The organism is Lysinibacillus sphaericus (assembly GCF_006864135.1).
In the GTDB taxonomy this organism is placed as follows: domain Bacteria; phylum Bacillota; class Bacilli; order Bacillales_A; family Planococcaceae; genus Lysinibacillus.
Genome location: NZ_SADV01000032.1, coordinates 25351 through 43806 on the forward strand (window position 1 = coordinate 25351; position 18456 = coordinate 43806).

Below are 18456 nucleotides of genomic sequence, written 5' to 3' on the forward strand. Positions count from 1 at the left end.
TGATGTTTAATTACTTGCGCCAACCTGTAATTTTTTCTGGAGTTTATCTTCGGTAAAAATCCAGCCTGTGTATGAAGTGATAATCTCATTGTCATCGTTTAAATGAGCGACAGCAACAAACGGATAGCGATTATCACTACGATAACGCAGATCAATTAATCTTACTTCTGTTAAGCCATTATCGAGTTCTGAAATTTCCCAGCGATACAATGGTGAGAATGACACGAAAGCAGCGAGATTGCGATCTTTCAATGCTATTTCGATAAGAGGCGTTTTCGGTAAAGGTTTTATTTCGAATTTATCATAAATATTAACAGTTCGCCCATAAGCGCGCCCAACGTAATAATGCGTTTTGGATTTTGCTGCAATTCGCCAGTGGAAGAATCTCATTGTAGGGGCTACAATGACATACTCTTCATCTTGTATGGTATTATGCACAGCGTTCTTTACAGCTTTTTGGACTGTAAAGCGTAAAAAGTAGTAAACGATAATAATGAGATACATGATACTAAATGTCCAAACTGGATTTGCACCAAATGCCCAAAGTAAAATGCCAAGGCAATGTAGTGTAAAAATAATTGGATCAAACGTATTAATGACACCAAGTGCAACCCATCTTCTAGAGAATGGTCGAAGTGCTTGTGTACCATAAGCGTTGAAAATATCAACAAAGACATGAAGTGCTACGGCTAAAAATGTCCAAAGCCATAAATGAAACACATTTGCGTCTTGAATAATAAGTGCTAAAACCGCTGTAATTAATATGGGCCAAAGAGCTACTGCTGGTAGTGAATGTGTAATTCCTCGATGATGTCGAATATAAACGGCATTGTTGCGTAATTTTAACACTGTATCGACATCAGGTGCCTGTGAGCCAATAATCGTACCTGCCATTACTGCGGTAAAGGTCATTGAATGATCTGCTACAACGGGGTCGATTAAAGCAAGACCTCCGAGGGCAATACCCATAACGAAATGTGTACCTGAATCCAAAAATATCCACTCCTTGTATGCAACAAAAAAGAGTACAATTGCATACATGTATATTTCAATAATCCGTAATACGTGATATTTACAATTAAGAAAGTTGTTTTAAAGCTTGAAAAAATATGAAGTTTTTTGTCGTTTTTGACAGATAAGCTTTTCTTAATTGTATACTCTTTTTACTATAAATAAAATCGTAAAGACGCAGGAGGTCACTGTGAATTATCCATATGTAACAGAATTTCGACAATCTTTAGTCGAATGGTTTAATGTTGAGAAACGTGATTTACCTTGGAGACATACTACGGACCCTTACAAAATCTGGGTATCGGAAGTGATGCTCCAGCAAACACGTGTCGACACAGTTATTCCTTATTACAATCGTTTCATGGAAAGTTTTCCAACATTAGAATTACTCGCGGAAGCTCCGCAAGAATACTTATTGAAGCATTGGGAAGGCCTTGGCTATTATTCCCGTGCACGTAACTTACAAGCGGGTGTCCGTGAGGTATTAGAAAACTACGGTGGGATAGTCCCCGATAATCGCCACGAGATTTCAACATTAAAAGGCGTAGGCCCATATACTGCTGGAGCTATTTTAAGTATTGCCTATAATAAGCCCGAACATGCGGTTGATGGCAATGTTATGCGCGTTTTAAGTCGTGTGCTTACTATTCATGATGATATAGCAGTTCCAAAGACTAAAAAGGTTTTTGAAGCGGCTGTTGAAGAATTGATAGATCCCGAAAATGCATCGTCCTTCAATCAAGGCTTAATGGAGCTTGGTGCACTTATTTGTACGCCAACCTCACCAAAGTGTTTATTGTGTCCAGTTCGCGAATACTGTACCGCTTATAATGAAGGTGAGCCAGAAAAATTACCTATCAAATCAAAAAAAGTAAAGATGAAGTATATCACATACGATGTGCTTGTATGCCAAGATGACGAAGGTCGATTTTTATTAGAACAGCGAACAGCAGAAGGTTTACTAGCTAACCTATGGCAGTTTCCAATGCTTGAGCACGGTAAAGATTCAATAGATACATTTTTTAATGATTATGCTATGAATGTTCAATCGCAAGAAGATTTGCTAACATTTAAACATGTTTTTTCACATTTAACATGGCATATAAATAGCTATTTTATGAAATGCAATTCAGCAGTAAAGGGCGAATGGCTGACTCGAGAGCAAATAGAATTATTACCAATGCCCGTTCCAATGCTGAAAATTTGGCGAGAAATTAAGAGTTAATCAAGAAAATAAAATTTAAAAAAATTTATGAGCATAAAAGCATTCACCTCGGTACACAATAATGAGCGTGGAGGTGAATGAATAATGAAAAAGCAAAACAACAACCAAAATTTACAACCGAATAAAAACATGCAACGTCAAAGTCAAGAATTTGGTTATGAAACAGACGTTAATGAAGTGCAAAAGCAAAATGCTAAAGCAGAGCAAAACAAAGCTCAAGCTTCAGGTAACTTCAATAAAACTAACCAAGATCTTGGTGAATAACACTTTGTAATTGCATAATTGCATTTACCTCTTAGGAGCTGTCTAAAAATCGAAAAGATTAATAAAGGCAGCTCCTTTTTTTTTTATATAGTAAGATGAGAAAATTGATTGGGTAGCCGAGGAAACTACTCAGATAGAATGAAGAACTGATCGGAAGAAAGGCTTTGATTCAGAAAATCCGATTTGTTTATAAACACAAGCAAAAAAAATCTAATTGAAAGGTTGTTATGATCGAAATTTTGTACAAATTTAAAAGAGCGCAGGGAAATTTTGTGGTTTTCTAACTACACCTTTCGCGTACACATTGCTATAATATACTAGAGACTGCTAGATTTAGGTAGCATAAGACGAAAAGGTGGGCTTCAAAAATGGCAATACCGGTAGAAGGAGAAACGATACAAATACATAGTTATAAGCACAATGGCCGTATCCACCGTGTTTGGCAAGAAACAACGGTTTTAAAAGGGACGAAAAATATAATTATCGGTGCGAATGAACGGACACTTGTGACAGAATCCGATGGTCGTACTTGGCTAACGAGAGAGCCTTCTATTTGTTATTTCCATGCGGAGCACTGGTTTAATATCATTTGCATGCTACGTGAGGACGGTGTGTATTATTATTGTAATCTAAGCTCACCATTTGTTTTCGATAATAATGCCATTAAATATATTGACTATGATTTAGACATTAAAGTTTTCCCTGATATGTCTTATTCACTCTTAGATGAGGATGAATATGAGCTACATCGTAAGGAAATGTCTTATCCAGATGTCATAGATAAAATTTTAAAGCGCAATGTCGATAAATTAATTAGCTGGATTCAACAAAAAAGAGGACCCTTTGCACCTGATTTCATCGATGCCTGGACAAGTCGATATAAGTTTCAGCTCGATATGCAAGCAGATGATTAGTTGCACCTATTAGTTTTACTAATGGGTGTTTTTTTTTATGTCTTAAACAATCGAATTGTAAAATAGTTAGTAATAAAGCTAAATTAAATGTACTTAAAGCAAAATATTGCTATAATACGTTTGGGCATTCAATTTGTGGATGTCTATTTCTTTTTATGTGCTATTTACTTAAGAGAGTATTATTAATAAGGATGTGATAATCAATTGGGTAGTATTAAACGTTATATGAAATTTGTAAAACCATATACATGGGAAATTATTTTAACGATTATAATTGGTATAGTGAAATTTGCGATTCCGTTATTTATTCCATTACTCATAAAAATCGTGTTAGATGATATTATCGATGCAAAAAGTCTAACGGATGCAGAGAAGACAAAGGAATTGTTTTATTGGTTAGGTGGTACGATCATTGTATTCTTTATTATTCGACCACCGATTGAGTATTACCGTCAATATTTCGCTCAAAATGTCAGTAACAAAGTGCTTTTCGATATTCGAAAACAAATATATGCACATTTACAGCGATTAAGTTTAAGATACTATGCCAATACAAGAGCTGGCGATGTTATTTCAAGAGTGATTAATGATGTGGAACAAACAAAAAACTTTATCATGACAGGCTTGATGAATGTTTGGCTAGACCTTGCGACAATTGTTATTGCTATCGGTATTATGTTTGCCATGGATGTTAAGCTTACGCTAGTAGCATTAGTTGCGTTCCCATTCTATGCATTTAGTGTGAAGTACTTCTTTGGTAAACTTCGATCTTTAACACGTAAACGATCACAAGCGCTTGCAGGTGTGCAAAGTTATTTACATGAACGTGTAGCTGGAATGAGTATTATTAAAAGCTTCACGCTAGAAAAGCATGAGCAAAAATTATTCGATGAAGCAAATGGTGAATTTTTAGAAAAGGCACTAGACCATACGAAATGGAATGCTAAATCCTTTGCGGTGGTAAATACCATCACGGATGTAGCACCTCTCCTAGTAATTGCTTATGCAGGTTATCAGGTTATTAATGGTTCTCTTTCAGTCGGGACGATGGTGGCCTTTATCGCCTATATCGAACGACTTTATGGTCCACTTCGTCGTCTTGTAAGTTCATCAACGATGTTAACACAGTCAATAGCATCAATGGATCGAATGTTTGAATTAATAGATGAACCTTATGAAATAAAAAACAAGGCTAATGCCTTAGAGCTACCTCGAGTAAAGGGTGAAGTTCGCTTTGACAATGTGAACTTTCAATATGAAGAGGATGGCTCACAAATTTTAAACAACATCAATTTCACGATTAACCCTGGAGAGACAGTTGCATTTGTAGGAATGAGTGGTGGAGGAAAATCAACTATTATTAGTTTGATCCCTCGCTTTTATGATACTACTAGTGGCGCGGTGCGTATTGATGGAAATGATGTACGAGACGTAACTTTACATTCTTTACGCTCACAAATTGGAATCGTCCTACAGGATAATATTTTGTTCAGCGATTCGGTAAAAGATAATATTTTAATGGGCAAGCCAGGTGCTTCTGATGAAGAGGTAATTGCTGCAGCACAAGCGGCAAATGCACATGATTTTATTATGAGCTTGCCAAATGGCTATGATACAAAAGTCGGGGAGCGCGGTGTGAAGTTATCAGGTGGACAAAAGCAACGAGTAGCAATCGCTCGTGTATTTTTAAAAAATCCCCCTATTTTAATACTGGATGAAGCAACTTCTGCGTTGGATTTGGAAAGTGAGGCACTTATTCAAGAATCATTGGATGTACTTGCACATGAACGCACAACTATTATAATTGCTCACCGACTTTCTACGATTACACATGCAGATAAAATTATTGTTATAGATCATGGACAATTAATTGAAAGTGGAACCCATGAGCAATTAATGCAAAAAGAGGGAACTTACTTTAATTTATTCCAGGTGCAACATTTAGATTGATATACCACGTTATAATAAAAAAATCCTGGCTCACCATAATGTGGGGTTGATTTCCGTTCCGGTCAGGCGCTTTGTTGCTGCCGCTTCGCTTTCGCTACAGAAAACATTTGCCGCTGCCGCTTCGCTTTCGCGCAGAGCTTCCTGGGGGCGTCTGATGAGCCGCTTGGGCAATAAGATGTTTTTTGTGCGAAAGTGAAACGACGTCAACCCTATCTAATAATCTAAAAATAGCTTTCCGTTTAAATATAAACAGAAGGCTATTTTTTTGTCTTATTTATAAAATATTATCGATTATTAAGACATTATTAATATAGAACTCGAACGATGTAGAAAATCTATGTTAATTGCAGAATAATTATGATTGAAAGAGCAATGTTTTTTGGTTAGAATTATCTGAAAATAGGGAATTGAGTGACAGAGAATGTGATTAAGTAAAAATATAGGTAGGATGGGGCGATTGATCATGAGAAAAAAGCTGCTAGAAATAAAAGGTTTAAAGACAACCTTTTTTACAGATGATGGACAAATTCCTGCCGTAGATGATATCGATTTTTCTGTTCGTGAGGGAGAAATATTAGGGATTGTAGGGGAATCGGGAAGTGGAAAAAGTGTCACATCACTGTCCATTATGGGGTTAATACCATCGCCACCAGGAAAAATAACAGGTGGAGAAATACTATTAGATGGCAAAAACCTCGTCACATTATCTGATAAACAAATGCAAAAAATTCGTGGGAAAGATGTGGCGATGATTTTTCAGGAGCCTATGACATCCTTAAATCCTTTGTTTACAATTGGAGATCAGCTAAAAGAAGCGATTTTAATTCATCATCCAAAATGGTCTAAAAGGGAAGCATTTGCAAGGGCAATTGATATTATGAAACTAGTAGGTTTACCACGAGCTGAGGAATTATTAAAAGATTACCCACATCAACTATCAGGGGGGATGCGACAACGGGTTATGATTGCGATGGCACTTGTCTGTGATCCGAAGGTATTGATTGCTGATGAGCCGACTACTGCATTAGATGTTACGATTCAAGCTCAAATCTTGCAGCTTATGAAAGATTTAAATAAACGTTTAAATACAGCCGTATTATTAATTACACATGATTTAGGCGTTGTAGCAGAAACATGCGAGCGGGTTATTGTGATGTATGCAGGCCAAATTGTAGAGGAGGCACCTATTCAGGAGATATTCGTAAATCCAAAGCATCCTTATACACAAGGGCTTATTAAATCAGTACCGGATATGCGTTATAAAAAGGACAATCTTTACTCTATACCAGGTAGTGTACCTAAGCCTGGTAGTATTCAGGAAGGTTGTCGTTTTGCAGCGCGTTGCGAATTTGCGATGGACCGCTGTGTACAAGAAACACCACCTTTATATGAAGCGACAGAGCGGCATAAATCGAGATGTTTTTTACTAGAGAAACAGGAGGTGAAGCAACATGTCGAAAGTGTTATTGAAAGTTGATGGTTTAAAAAAGTATTTCCCTATTCGGAAGGGTGCCTTGAATACACAGGTTGGAGACGTAAAGGCAGTGGATGATGTTTCCTTTGAAGTTTTTGAAGGAGAAACATTAGGTATCGTTGGTGAATCAGGGTGCGGTAAATCAACGACTGGTCGACTTTTAATGCGATTGCTTGAGCCAACAGAGGGCGAGATTGAATTCGCAGGTAAAATGATTTCAGACTTTTCGAACAATGAAATGCGCAAAGCTCGTAGAGACATTCAAATGATTTTCCAAGATCCTTATGCTTCTCTTAATCCTAGGCATAATATTGGAAAAATATTGGAGGAGCCTCTTATTGTTCATGGAATGGGCAACGCAAAGGAACGGAAACAGAAGGTATTAGAGCTTCTCGAAATTGTTGGGTTAAATGAATATCATGTGAAACGGTATCCACATCAATTTAGTGGTGGTCAAAGACAGCGTATCGGCATTGCCCGTGCTCTGATGACGAATCCACGTTTGATTATTGCCGACGAGCCCGTTTCTGCACTCGATGTGTCAATACAGGCTCAAGTATTGAATTTATTGCAAAACTTACAAAAGGATTTAAAGCTAACTTATATTTTTATTTCCCACGATTTAGGGGTTGTACGTCATATTAGTAATCGTGTAGGTGTCATGTATTTGGGGAAATTAGTGGAGCTGACAGCAAGTGAGGATTTATATGCTGAGCCACTTCACCCATATACACAGGCATTGCTATCCTCGGTACCTGTTCCAGATCCTACGTTTGAACGTGAACAGCTCATTATTTCTGGAGATATCCCAAGTGCTTCGAATCCGCCAAGCGGGTGCACTTTCCATACAAGATGTCCATTTAAAAAGGAAGAATGCTCTCAAGTAGTTCCAAAAATGCAAGAGGTGAAACCGGGTCATTATGTTGCGTGCCATCTATATGATGTAATTCAACATTCAATGATATAAAAAAACTTAGGGGGAAAATCAATGAAGAAAAAGAAGCTTTGGACTTTGGGTGTAATGCTTATCCTTGTTCTTTCGACGATGTTAGCAGCTTGTGGCGGCTCAGATACTAAGGATACGGGTAGTAAAGATACTTCAAGTGGTGGCGATAAAGCTAGCGGTGGGTCAAAAACATTAGTATATGGTCGTGGTGGTGATTCCACTGCTCTCGATCCAGCGACAGTAACAGAAGGTGAATCATTTAAAGTAACGGTTAACCTCTATGAGACTCTAATTAACTTTGGAGAGCAAGATGTAACATTGCAGCCAGGACTGGCAAAATCTTGGGAACCGTCAGCAGATGGATTAACGTATACGATGCAACTTGAAGAAGGGGTTAAGTTCCATGACGGTACTGATTTCAATGCTGAAGCAGTCGTGAAAAATTTTGAGCGCTGGAAAGCTGGTGGTGCTGATAAATTCCCATACTACGCCTCTCAATATACGGTAGATGACAAGCAAGTAATTGAGTCGATTACTGCTGATGGTGATTATAAAGTTATATTTAAATTATCCCAACCACAAGCAACATTCTTGAAAAATTTAGCGATGTCTCCATTTGCTATTGCTTCACCAACAGCTTTTGAAAAAGATGATGAGGCACTTAAAGATCATCCAGTAGGTACTGGTCCATTTAAATTTGTTGAGTGGAAACGAAATGATTCCATCACAATAGAGAAAAACCCAGATTACCGTATTGCAGATTTGCCGAAATTAGATAAAGTTATTTTCCGTTCTATTCCAGATAACTCCGCACGATTCAATGCATTAACTAACAATGAAGTTGATGTAGTGGATGGCTTAAGTCCATCTGATAAAGCTTCAATCGAATCAAATACAGATTTACAACTAATCGAACGTCCATCTATGAATGTTGGTTATCTTGGATTAACAGTAACTCGTCCACCATTCGATAACGTAAAAGTTCGTCAAGCAGTAAATTATGCAATCGATAAGCAAGCATTAGTAGACGCATTTTATGAAGGCCTAGGCGAGCCAGCGAAAAATCCAATGCCTCCATTAGTTGCAGGCTACAACGATGCCATTAAAGGCTATGAATATGATCCGGAAAAAGCAAAAGCATTATTAGCAGAGGCTGGCTATGATGGTAAAGAAATTGAACTATGGGCAATGCCTGTGCCACGTCCGTATATGCCTGATGGTCAAAAAATTGCGGAAGCCATTCAGAAAAATTTAGCAGATGTTGGTATGAAATCTAAAATTGTAACGTTTGAATGGGCTACGTATTTAGATAAGGCGGAAAAGGGAGAGGCAGATGCATTCTTACTTGGTTGGACAGGTGATAACGGTGATGCGGATAACTTCCTTTACACTTTACTAGACGGAGATAATATTCATTCTAACAACTATACATTCTATGACAACAAAGAAGTGCACAAACTATTAGTTGCAGCACAAACTGAAATGAATGAGGACAAACGTAATGCCCTTTACAAGCAAGCACAAGAGATTATCTCTAAAGATGCACCGTGGGTTCCGCTTGCTCACTCTACCCCAATTTTAGCTGCTAACACTAAAGTTACAAACTATATTGCACATCCAACAGGCTCTGACCGTTTAGAGTCAGTAGATATGAAGTAGGAAACAGGTTTTAATTTAAGAGGGAACTATTTTAAAGAATCTGCTTGCTTTCTGCGGGTAAGCCGTAGGAATCTAGCGGATTCTTTTTACAAGCTAGAGGTTTTTTTCTGTATGAAAGAACAATCATCTAAACGATCAATTATGCCTCGGCATAATTGCGTCCGGAACCGTTTGGTGAAGGCTGACCCTTTCTACAGTATGTGTAAAGACTTCAATGCTTTTCATACAAAAGTATATTTTGAAAATAACAGAGGGGTGAAGAAAATGCTTCACTATATGGGAAGACGTTTATCTCAATTAATCCCAGTTTTGCTTGGAATGACTTTTATCGTTTTCATGTTAATTCGTGCAATTCCTGGTAATCCAGCACAAGTAATTTTAGGGCAGCAGGCAACGAAAGAAGCGGTCGAAGCGTTAAACGCAAGTTTAGGATTAAATAAGCCATGGTATACACAATATTTTAGTTATTTAGGTGGCATTTTCCAGGGGGATTTAGGAGTATCGTTACGTACTAAATTGCCCGTATCGGAGGAAATTTTCCCGTATTTAGCGGCAACAGCTGAACTAGCGCTATTTGCCATGATTATCGCAGTGATTGTTGGCGTGAATGCAGGCATTATTTCTGCATGGTTTCAAAATTCTTGGTTTGATTATGTGGCAATGGTAGTTGCTTTAATCGGAGTATCTATACCCGTTTTCTGGCTCGGCTTAATGGAACAATGGGCTTTCAGTAATCAGCTTGGCTGGTTCCCGACGTCTGGGCGAGAAGATGTGCGAAATCCAATAACCACCATTACTCATTTTTATTTACTGGATACGTTAATACAAGGCCGCTTTGATCAATTTACTGAAGTATTAAAGCGATTAGTATTACCGGGCATAGCTCTTGCGACAATCCCAATGGCGATTATTGCAAGAATGACTAGGTCGTCTATGCTTGAAGTAATGCGCTCTGACTATGTACGCACCGCTAGAGCAAAAGGGCAAAAAATGTTTATTGTTGTTTATAAGCATGCATTGAAAAATGCAGTTATTCCGGTATTAACAGTAATTGGTTTGCAAACAGGGTTACTGCTAGGTGGCGCCATTTTAACAGAGACAATTTTCAGCTGGCCTGGAATAGGCCGTTATATTTATGATGCTATTGGCTTCCGAGACTATCCTGTTATACAATCAGGTATTTTAGTAATTGCTTTTATTTTTATTATGATTAACTTAATTGTGGATTTACTATATACGGTGATTGATCCACGGATTAAATACAAATAGAGGGGAGAAGCAAAAATGACTGGAGCGATAAATATAAAAACAGATGTAGCACCAAGTCGTGAACGAGCGGTAGGTCCTTGGAGAGAAGGCTGGCGTAGCTTTAAAAAGAGCAAAATCTCCCTAGTAGGTGCAGGCATTGTACTATTTTTTATTATACTTGCTATATTTGGCTCGATGATTGCTCCTGAAGGAATGAATGAACAAAATCTTTCGAATCGGTTATTAGCACCGTCAAGTGAGCATTGGTTTGGAACAGATGACTTTGGGCGGGATATTTTCTCAAGAGTTATACATGGAGCTAGTATTTCTTTGAAGGTAGGTTTTTTTTCGGTTATTCTTTCTGTAATTGTAGGTAGTTTCCTTGGCATTATTGCGGGTTATTATGGAAGATGGATTGATACGATAATCTCGCGTATTTTTGATATTCTGTTAGCATTCCCTAGTATTTTACTAGCTATTGCGATAGTAGCAGTACTTGGACCATCATTACAAAATGCATTGCTTGCCATTGCCATTATTAACGTGCCGAATTTCGGGCGCTTAATTCGTTCGAAAGTATTGAGTGTTAAAGAAGAGGAATATATTGTAGCGGCAAAGGCCATCGGAATGCGTGATTCAAGAATTTTGTTCTCGCATATTTTGCCCAACTCGATGACGCCAATTATCGTTCAAGGAACGTTAGCGATAGCGACAGCGATTATTGAAGCGGCAGCACTAGGCTTTCTTGGATTAGGAGCTCAAGCGCCAGCGCCAGAATGGGGTAAAATGCTAGCGGATTCCCGTATTTATTTAATAAAGGCTCCGTGGACTATGATTTTCCCAGGTCTAGCTATTATGTTAACGGTACTCGGTTTTAATCTAATGGGGGACGGCCTACGTGATGCGCTTGACCCGAAAATGAAAAGCTAATAAAAAAGGGCGAAGGGGTGGATATAATGCCAACCCTTCGCTCTTTTACATGCTTTAACTAAGCAATTATCCCGCCGGAGGCTTTACTTCTGTCAGCGGATGTCTTTTGTACGGAAAGTGTAGCGACAGGGACAGATGTTTGGACACCTCGCTAAAAACACCACCTATGAAGATGGGAGACAATTACTTAAGAAGTTAAATAAACTCTTCTTCAAACTCCACATTGATCTCTTGGCCATGATGAGTTTGGTACGAAACGATGAGCGTATCTAAATGCTCTAGGTTTTCTTCATAATCTAAAATACGCGATAAAATATAAAGCAAGTGATAGCTCGAGAATTCTGTGTCGCCTTCATCATGCGCATAACTGATCTGCTTGATGAATATTTCCATTAACTCGTTACGCTGAACATAATCGATGTTTTTACTCCACTCTGAATGTTCGGGCTTTAACTTCCCAGTATATTTTAACAGTAGCTGTTCATGGTAAGTTAGCAGGAAATCAAGTCGCTCTTGAATCATTAAATGAAATTGTGTCGGTAGCTGGGCTATTTCGTTTTCATGATTATGAAGACGATGAAGCAGCTCTAAACTTTTCTTTGATGTTGTGATCATTTGACGATAAACAACTAATTTACGTGCTTTTACAAACTTTTTATTTTTAAAATAATTACGCTCTTCCTTATAAAAATCATACAGTGTGTCAACTCGTTGCATACGAGCCTTAAATTTGCTTAATGCCTCTTTTGTAGATGTATGCTCAGATGCCTGGCGAACAGCAAGTCGCGTCCATCGAATAATATCATCCTGTAAAAAGTAAATTTTACGGAAAAGCTTTACTTCATACTTTGGCGGTAGGAAGAACAGATTGACAACAAATGCTGCTAACACCCCAACTAATATGGTGAAAAAGCGAATAAGACCAAATGTAAGAAAGTCATCTCCTTGAAACTCCATAATAGCTACAACTGTAACGAGTGCTAGAGACAATGATTTTTCAAGTTTGAATTTTAACATGATACCGATCGCAACAATGACTGCAATGCCGATGGCTACTACATGGTGACTAAAAAGCAAGCCAAAAATGACCGCGATGGTAGCTCCTATAATATTGGCTTGTACTTGCTCAACAATTGTTTGATAGGAACGATAAATAGATGGCTGAATCGCGAAGATCGCTGCAATTCCTGCAAAAACAGGTGAAGGTAGCTCTAGCAGCTCAGCAATAAATAGTGCAAACACGATGGCGACACCAGTTTTAAATACACGGGCACCTAATTTCATAGAAAATGGATGTCCTTTCTGTCTAAAATTTTAAGCTTCTTTACATTATAGAAGGAAGTGCTCATAAAATACATAGATTTGTATGTCATTTACAGAAAAAGACGACTCACAGGGGAGTCGTCTTTAAAAGTTAACCTTAGAAACTGTTCTATATTGCTCTTCTCACTAAGCGTTTAGCCGTTACATTTTACAAATTACAATTGTGAAAATGCAATATCTACCGCTTTGATTGTTTCAAGAATATCGGCTTCTGTATGCGCTGTTGTTAAGAACCATGCTTCATATTTTGATGGTGCTAAATTAATGCCTTGTGCAAGCATTAATTTAAAGAAGCGACCAAAGATTTCACCGTCTGAGTTTTCAGCTTGCTCATAGTTTTCTACTGTCACATCTGTAAAGTAAATTGTAAGAGCTCCTTTAAGACGATTAACAGTAATTGTTACATCATGTTTTTTTGCTGCAGCCAAGATACCTTCCTCTAAAATGGCTCCAAGACGGTCCATTTCATCATAAATACCTGGAGTTTGTAATACTTCTAGGCAGGCAATACCAGCTTGCATGGATGCAGGGTTTCCTGCCATTGTGCCTGCTTGATAGGCAGGTCCAAGTGGAGCCACTGTATCCATAATCTCTTTACGACCACCGTATGCACCGATTGGTAAACCACCGCCGATTACTTTACCAAGGGCAGTTAGGTCAGGTGTTAAGCCTAATAAGTTTTGAGCACCGCCGTAGTGGAAGCGGAAAGCAGTGATAACTTCATCGTGAATTGTTAACGCACCTTTTTCCTTTGCTGTAGCATGCACTAATTCTAGGAAGCCAGGGTTTGGCTCTACAATACCGAAGTTACCAACGATAGGCTCGATTAAAATAGCAGCGATTTGATCGCCCCATTTATCCATTGCTTCTGTAAATGCTTCAGGGTTGTTAAATGGTACAGTTATTACTTCCTCTGCAGTAGAAGTTGTAACACCTGCTGAGTCAGGAGTACCTAATGTCGCAGGTCCTGAACCAGCAGCTACTAGTACTAAGTCAAAGTGACCATGGTAGCAACCAGCGAATTTCATAACTTTTGTACGGCCAGTATAAGCACGTGCAACACGAATTGTTGTCATGACAGCTTCTGTACCAGAGTTATTAAAGCGTACTTTATCCATAGATGGGATTGCTTCTTTTAGCATTTTAGCAAAAGTAACCTCGTATTCAGTTGGAGTCCCAAACAAAGTTCCATTTTCAGCTGCATGTGTAATAGCCTTTGCGATATGTGGATGACCGTGACCAGTAACGATTGGACCGTAAGCTGCTAGATAGTCAATATAACGGTTGCCGTCAACATCCCAAAAATAAGCACCTTTCCCACGAGCCATTGCAACAGGTGAACCTCCGCCAACTGCTTTATAAGAACGAGAAGGGCTATTTACACCACCAACGATATGCTGTAGCGCTTCTGTGTGTACTGCTTCAGATTTTGTGTGATTCATATATATTGCCTCCTAAATCTTTATACTTCATCTATTGTAGACCTATCGGTGTAAGAAATCCAAAGAAATTAAGGGATATGATTTGTTTTACTATTTAGAGTAAAATAGAGCGTACAGAGGAGGAGATTGATATGGCTTTAATAGAAGGTGAAAAAGCACCTGATTTTTCCCTTATAAATGAAACAGGAGAAACAGTAAAGTTAGCGGATTACAAAGGACAAAATGTTATTTTATATTTTTATCCTAAAGATATGACACCAGGCTGTACGACGGAAGCTTGTGACTTCCGTGATAAGCACGAGGATTTTAGTAAATTAAATGCAGTTGTACTTGGGGTTAGTCCTGACGATGCAAAAAAACATACCAAATTTATAGATAAACACGGATTACCATTCTCGCTATTAGTGGATGAGGATCATGCTGTAGCAGAAGCGTATGGCGTGTGGGTGCTGAAGAAGATGTATGGACGTGAATATATGGGGATAGAACGCTCGACATTTTTAATTGATACAGCAGGAAACCTAATAAAGGCTTGGCGTAAAGTACGTGTGAAAAATCATATTGAAGAAGTATATACATATTTAGCAGAATGGGAGGCGAAGCAATGAGAATTTATTTTACGTTTGAACCAAGACCGGATTTACGTGAGCCACTAGTAGCTGAATTTCCACAAGTTGATTTTATTTTTGAAAATGGCTTATCCAACGATGAGCTACAACAAGCGGATGTACTTGTCACATACGGTGAAGATTTACATGATGAAAATATACAGTATGCGACAAAGGTTAAATGGATTTTTGTAGCTTCGGCGGGGATCGAAAAAATGCCAGCTCAAGCCATTATAGAACGAGGGATACTCGTTTCGAATGTGCGTGGCATTCATAAAACGCCAATGGCAGAATCAATGCTTGCCCATATTTTAGCGATTAAGCGTGCGTTGCCTTGGATGTATGAACAGCAGAAGAAAAGTGAATGGTCAAAAAAAGCGAAACAAACCGAGTTGCGGGATAGTACAGCACTTATTTTAGGACCTGGGGCTATTGGCTCGGAAGTAGGTCGCTTATTGCAAGCTTTTGGTATTGCGACAATTGGCTGTAACCGTTCGGGGAACGAAGCAGCATATATGAATGAGATAGTGAGCTTTGATCAATTAGCCGAAGCTTTACCAAAGGCTGATATTGTCCTTTCTGTATTACCTAAAACAGAAGAGACGACGCATTTATTGAAAGAAGACCATTTTAAAGCGATGAAAAATGACGCAATTTTCATGAATTTTGGTCGTGGAAACTTAGTAGAGGGAAATGTTTTGATACATGCCATTCAAGCAGGTGAAATTGGTTACGCTGTTTTAGATGTATTTGAACAAGAGCCTTTAGCTGCTGATCATCCTATATGGACTTTACCGAATGTCATTGTATCTCCGCATATTTCAAGTCACTCATCTCGTTATGTTGAACGTAGCCTAGAGATTTTTAAGCCAAGTTTAGAGAAGTGGTTACGTGGTGAAACGGATGTAGAAAATAGGGTGGATTTATCACGAGGTTATTGAAGCTTAAACTGAAATGTGTATGATTGTTGACAGAAGTAAGCTTAATTCGATACACTAATTATAACTATTATCAATTAATAATCTTTATGGAAGAGGTGCATGACGATGTCTGAAACGCATTTACAGGATGCACTTGACACGTTAAAAACAACTGGTGTTCGTATTACTCCTCAGCGTCATGCTATTTTGGAATATTTAATTCAAACAATGGCACATCCAACTGCCGATGAAATTTATAAAGCACTTGAAGGGAAATTTCCGAATATGAGTGTAGCGACTGTCTATAATAACCTTCGCGTATTTCGTGAAGTTGGTCTAGTGAAAGAACTAACTTTCGGTGATGCTTCAAGTCGCTTTGACTTCGTTACAAACGATCATTATCATATGATTTGTGAATGCTGTGGAAAAATAGTCGACTTCCATTATCCTGGTCTCGACGAAATTGAACATTTTGCATCACAAGTAACAGGCTTTGATGTGCATTCGCATCGTTTAGAAATTTACGGCACTTGTCCATCGTGTAAAGATGTATCTGCAAAAGTACAATGAAAAAATCCTAGCTCTTATCGAAGGGCTAGGATTTTTTTGCCTTATTATAAGATTGGTCGAACTCTTTTCCTTCTAGAGTTGGATCCAGTGTTAATGGTTCATTGCAGTACATACACATATCTACACGGCCTAATACTTTTGTGTGCTTATGGCAATTAGGGCATTCCACTTGAACAGCTTTTGTTGAGAGCAGTCCAATCCATGCATATACGACTGTACTACCAATAATACAAAGTACACCAAGGGTCATGAAAATTAATACTAGAATAGGATAGTTTTTAAAGAAGATGCCCCCATACATAACTACAAAGCCGATAAAAATAAGTGCTAATGCAAATGAACGGATTTTATTAATTTTACTTTTGTAAGGTTTCATTTATCATCTTGCCTCCCAATCTAAAATCTACTATAACATATAAGAACAAAGTATTTTAGCTTTGATAACGTGGAAAGAAGGAATACTTTTAGAGTATGTCGAATTTTTAACGAAATCAATTTCGCATTGGTGTAATTGAATACGGTGAAAATCCGTGACATCCATTGAATGAAGTAAAAAGGTAACAAGTAAATAGAGGGGGACTGAACATGGAACAAGTTTTGCGTCCGATATACCAGGAACGTGCAAGTCAGTCGAATACGTTAGGCGTTATTTTAGTGGAAAAACGCGAGGAAAAAAGTAATGTGACAGATACATTTGATACAGTCTTACTTATTATTGTAAAGGAAGCAGAAAAGCCAGTCTTTTCAAAGCATTACTTATATGAAGGAAATAAAGTAGCTTTACATACTGTTACTGAGAAAATAATACGAAAATGGCTACTCATTGGCTCAAATAAAAAAGTGGTCGATTGGATTTTCTTTGGTAAAGTATTATTTGATCGTAATGAATTTCTTCATAAATTAAAAATTGAATTACAGGAGTTTCCGTTTTGTGGTCGTAAAATCAAAACTGGTATTCAATTTTCAAAGTTAATTCGACGTTACTTAGAAGGAAAAGAATACTTTGATAAGGGTAGCTATCTCGATGCTTATAATCATGTAGTAGATTCATTACATCATTTGGGGCGTTTATCCATTATTGATAGTGGACTTTACCCTGAAGTAACTGTTTGGGCGCAGGTGAAAAAAATAGAACCAGCGATTTATAAATTATACGAGGAGCTCGTTACAAGTAATGAGCCGATAGAAAAACGTTTAGAGCTATTATTTTTAGCAAGCGAGTTTTTAATACATTCACGTACTCGAGACGGCGCTCAACATATTTTAGAAGTAATGCAAACAAAAGAGACTTGGACAATTCAGGAATTGCACGATCATAATGAGCTCATGAACTACTCAGTAGATTTAGAAGTGTTTGTCGAATATTTAGTGGACAAAGATTATATTCAAATTGAACCTATCGTTGCGAAAAGTGACATGATATTCCACCGTCATTATAAGGTAAATAAAGAAGCTCTAGAAATGGAGCAAGGACTGTAGTATGCTAGTTATCGAGGTATGAAAAATACCTCGATATTTTATTATAAAAAGTTATTGACTTTTAATTCATTGATATTGTATTATATTAATTGTCGCTAAGACATAACAAAATAACTCAACGAACGGAAATACTTTTTAAAAAAGTTGTTGACATGAAATGAGTTAAATGTTAATATAAAGAAGTCGCTGAAAACAACGACATCAACATGAACCTTGAAAACTGAACAAGCAAAACGTAATCAATAAAGTTTTTACTAGCTAACCTCGAGTTAGTGAACAAAACAAAAATTTGGACATCAAACATGATGCCAGCAAAACAATTTGAGCTAATCAAATTTCTTTTTATGGAGAGTTTGATCCTGGCTCAGGACGAACGCTGGCGGCGTGCCTAATACATGCAAGTCGAGCGAACAGAAAAGGAGCTTGCTCCTTTGACGTTAGCGGCGGACGGGTGAGTAACACGTGGGCAACCTACCTTATAGTTTGGGATAAC

Annotated in this window: 17 protein-coding genes and 1 rRNA gene; 14 read left to right on the plus strand and 4 right to left on the minus strand. The window is 37.9% G+C overall.

Annotated elements, in window-relative coordinates:
- Positions 1-6: 6 nt before the first annotated feature.
- On the minus strand, positions 7-993 hold the full coding sequence (locus C7Y47_RS22415; protein ID WP_142510772.1) for a metal-dependent hydrolase: 987 nt from the start codon (positions 991-993) through the stop codon (positions 7-9).
- A 208-nt stretch (positions 994-1201) separates the two neighbouring features.
- Between C7Y47_RS22415 and mutY the strand changes: the two genes are divergently transcribed.
- The 9 genes from mutY (at position 1202) to nikC (ending at position 11621) form a co-directional block, all read left to right on the plus strand.
- A complete protein-coding gene (gene mutY / locus C7Y47_RS22420) occupies positions 1202-2236 on the plus strand; it encodes an A/G-specific adenine glycosylase (RefSeq protein WP_142510773.1) in 1035 nt (344 codons plus the stop codon).
- 84 nt (positions 2237-2320) lie between these two features.
- Complete coding sequence (locus tag C7Y47_RS22425) at positions 2321-2500, plus strand: gamma-type small acid-soluble spore protein (RefSeq protein ID WP_142510774.1); 180 nt, start codon at positions 2321-2323, stop codon at positions 2498-2500.
- Positions 2501-2868: 368 nt separating this feature from the next.
- Entirely contained in the window at positions 2869-3414 is a 546-nt protein-coding gene (gene ntdP / locus C7Y47_RS22430) for a nucleoside tri-diphosphate phosphatase (RefSeq protein WP_132363336.1), read from the plus strand.
- Positions 3415-3618: 204 nt separating this feature from the next.
- Positions 3619-5364: an ABC transporter ATP-binding protein gene (locus C7Y47_RS22435; RefSeq protein ID WP_142510775.1), complete on the plus strand. Its 1746-nt coding sequence runs from the start codon at positions 3619-3621 to the stop codon at positions 5362-5364.
- Between the two features lie 463 nt (positions 5365-5827).
- The gene (locus C7Y47_RS22440) at positions 5828-6841 is read left to right on the plus strand and encodes an ABC transporter ATP-binding protein (RefSeq protein ID WP_142510776.1); all 1014 of its coding nucleotides are present in this window, start codon (positions 5828-5830) and stop codon (positions 6839-6841) included.
- Entirely contained in the window at positions 6816-7805 is a 990-nt protein-coding gene (locus C7Y47_RS22445) for an ABC transporter ATP-binding protein (RefSeq protein ID WP_142510777.1), read from the plus strand. Before C7Y47_RS22440 ends, C7Y47_RS22445 begins: the two co-directional genes overlap by 26 nt.
- Before the next feature lie 21 nt (positions 7806-7826).
- Positions 7827-9443 (plus strand): ABC transporter substrate-binding protein, encoded by a 1617-nt coding sequence (locus tag C7Y47_RS22450; protein ID WP_142510778.1) that lies wholly within the window; start codon positions 7827-7829, stop codon positions 9441-9443.
- 264 nt (positions 9444-9707) lie between these two features.
- The gene (locus C7Y47_RS22455; RefSeq protein ID WP_142510779.1) at positions 9708-10712 is read left to right on the plus strand and encodes an ABC transporter permease; all 1005 of its coding nucleotides are present in this window, start codon (positions 9708-9710) and stop codon (positions 10710-10712) included.
- Between the two features lie 15 nt (positions 10713-10727).
- Positions 10728-11621, plus strand: coding sequence for a nickel transporter permease (nikC, locus tag C7Y47_RS22460; RefSeq protein ID WP_142510780.1), 894 nt, complete (start codon positions 10728-10730; stop codon positions 11619-11621).
- Positions 11622-11816: 195 nt separating this feature from the next.
- Here nikC and C7Y47_RS22465 read toward each other — a convergent pair whose 3' ends face one another.
- Both C7Y47_RS22465 and C7Y47_RS22470 read right to left on the minus strand, forming a co-directional pair.
- On the minus strand, positions 11817-12905 hold the full coding sequence (locus C7Y47_RS22465) for an FUSC family protein (protein WP_142510781.1): 1089 nt from the start codon (positions 12903-12905) through the stop codon (positions 11817-11819).
- A 194-nt stretch (positions 12906-13099) separates the two neighbouring features.
- Complete coding sequence (locus C7Y47_RS22470) at positions 13100-14386, minus strand: glutamate-1-semialdehyde 2,1-aminomutase (RefSeq protein ID WP_142510782.1); 1287 nt, start codon at positions 14384-14386, stop codon at positions 13100-13102.
- Positions 14387-14517: 131 nt separating this feature from the next.
- Between C7Y47_RS22470 and bcp the strand changes: the two genes are divergently transcribed.
- The 3 genes from bcp (at position 14518) to perR (ending at position 16484) form a co-directional block, all read left to right on the plus strand.
- Positions 14518-14994, plus strand: coding sequence for a thioredoxin-dependent thiol peroxidase (bcp, locus tag C7Y47_RS22475; RefSeq protein WP_142510783.1), 477 nt, complete (start codon positions 14518-14520; stop codon positions 14992-14994).
- The gene (locus C7Y47_RS22480; protein WP_142510784.1) at positions 14991-15935 is read left to right on the plus strand and encodes a D-2-hydroxyacid dehydrogenase; all 945 of its coding nucleotides are present in this window, start codon (positions 14991-14993) and stop codon (positions 15933-15935) included. The genes bcp and C7Y47_RS22480 overlap by 4 nt, the downstream gene beginning before the upstream one ends.
- 105 nt (positions 15936-16040) lie before the next feature.
- Complete coding sequence (perR, locus tag C7Y47_RS22485; protein ID WP_142510785.1) at positions 16041-16484, plus strand: peroxide-responsive transcriptional repressor PerR; 444 nt, start codon at positions 16041-16043, stop codon at positions 16482-16484.
- A 25-nt stretch (positions 16485-16509) separates the two neighbouring features.
- On the opposite strand, the gene C7Y47_RS22490 is transcribed toward perR, so the two are convergent.
- On the minus strand, positions 16510-16860 hold the full coding sequence (locus tag C7Y47_RS22490) for a YgzB family protein (RefSeq protein WP_142510786.1): 351 nt from the start codon (positions 16858-16860) through the stop codon (positions 16510-16512).
- 209 nt (positions 16861-17069) lie between these two features.
- Here C7Y47_RS22490 and C7Y47_RS22495 point away from each other — a divergent pair, with 209 nt between their 5' ends.
- Together C7Y47_RS22495 and C7Y47_RS22500 are read left to right on the plus strand one after the other, a co-directional pair.
- Entirely contained in the window at positions 17070-17963 is an 894-nt protein-coding gene (locus C7Y47_RS22495) for a nucleotidyltransferase-like protein (protein WP_142510787.1), read from the plus strand.
- Between the two features lie 341 nt (positions 17964-18304).
- A 16S ribosomal RNA gene (locus tag C7Y47_RS22500) occupies positions 18305-18456 on the plus strand; the annotation flags it as partial.

Coding starts and splice junctions, on each gene's coding strand:
- C7Y47_RS22425 (WP_142510774.1), top strand. CDS start 2,321: ATGAAAAAGCAAAACAACAACCAAAATTTACAACCGAATAAAAACATG.
- ntdP (WP_132363336.1), top strand. CDS start 2,869: ATGGCAATACCGGTAGAAGGAGAAACGATACAAATACATAGTTATAAG.
- C7Y47_RS22440 (WP_142510776.1), top strand. CDS start 5,828: ATGAGAAAAAAGCTGCTAGAAATAAAAGGTTTAAAGACAACCTTTTTT.
- C7Y47_RS22445 (WP_142510777.1), top strand. CDS start 6,816: ATGTCGAAAGTGTTATTGAAAGTTGATGGTTTAAAAAAGTATTTCCCT.
- C7Y47_RS22450 (WP_142510778.1), top strand. CDS start 7,827: ATGAAGAAAAAGAAGCTTTGGACTTTGGGTGTAATGCTTATCCTTGTT.
- C7Y47_RS22455 (WP_142510779.1), top strand. CDS start 9,708: ATGCTTCACTATATGGGAAGACGTTTATCTCAATTAATCCCAGTTTTG.
- nikC (WP_142510780.1), top strand. CDS start 10,728: ATGACTGGAGCGATAAATATAAAAACAGATGTAGCACCAAGTCGTGAA.
- C7Y47_RS22465 (WP_142510781.1), bottom strand. CDS start 12,905: ATGAAATTAGGTGCCCGTGTATTTAAAACTGGTGTCGCCATCGTGTTT.
- C7Y47_RS22470 (WP_142510782.1), bottom strand. CDS start 14,386: ATGAATCACACAAAATCTGAAGCAGTACACACAGAAGCGCTACAGCAT.
- bcp (WP_142510783.1), top strand. CDS start 14,518: ATGGCTTTAATAGAAGGTGAAAAAGCACCTGATTTTTCCCTTATAAAT.
- C7Y47_RS22480 (WP_142510784.1), top strand. CDS start 14,991: ATGAGAATTTATTTTACGTTTGAACCAAGACCGGATTTACGTGAGCCA.
- perR (WP_142510785.1), top strand. CDS start 16,041: ATGTCTGAAACGCATTTACAGGATGCACTTGACACGTTAAAAACAACT.
- C7Y47_RS22490 (WP_142510786.1), bottom strand. CDS start 16,860: ATGAAACCTTACAAAAGTAAAATTAATAAAATCCGTTCATTTGCATTA.
- C7Y47_RS22495 (WP_142510787.1), top strand. CDS start 17,070: ATGGAACAAGTTTTGCGTCCGATATACCAGGAACGTGCAAGTCAGTCG.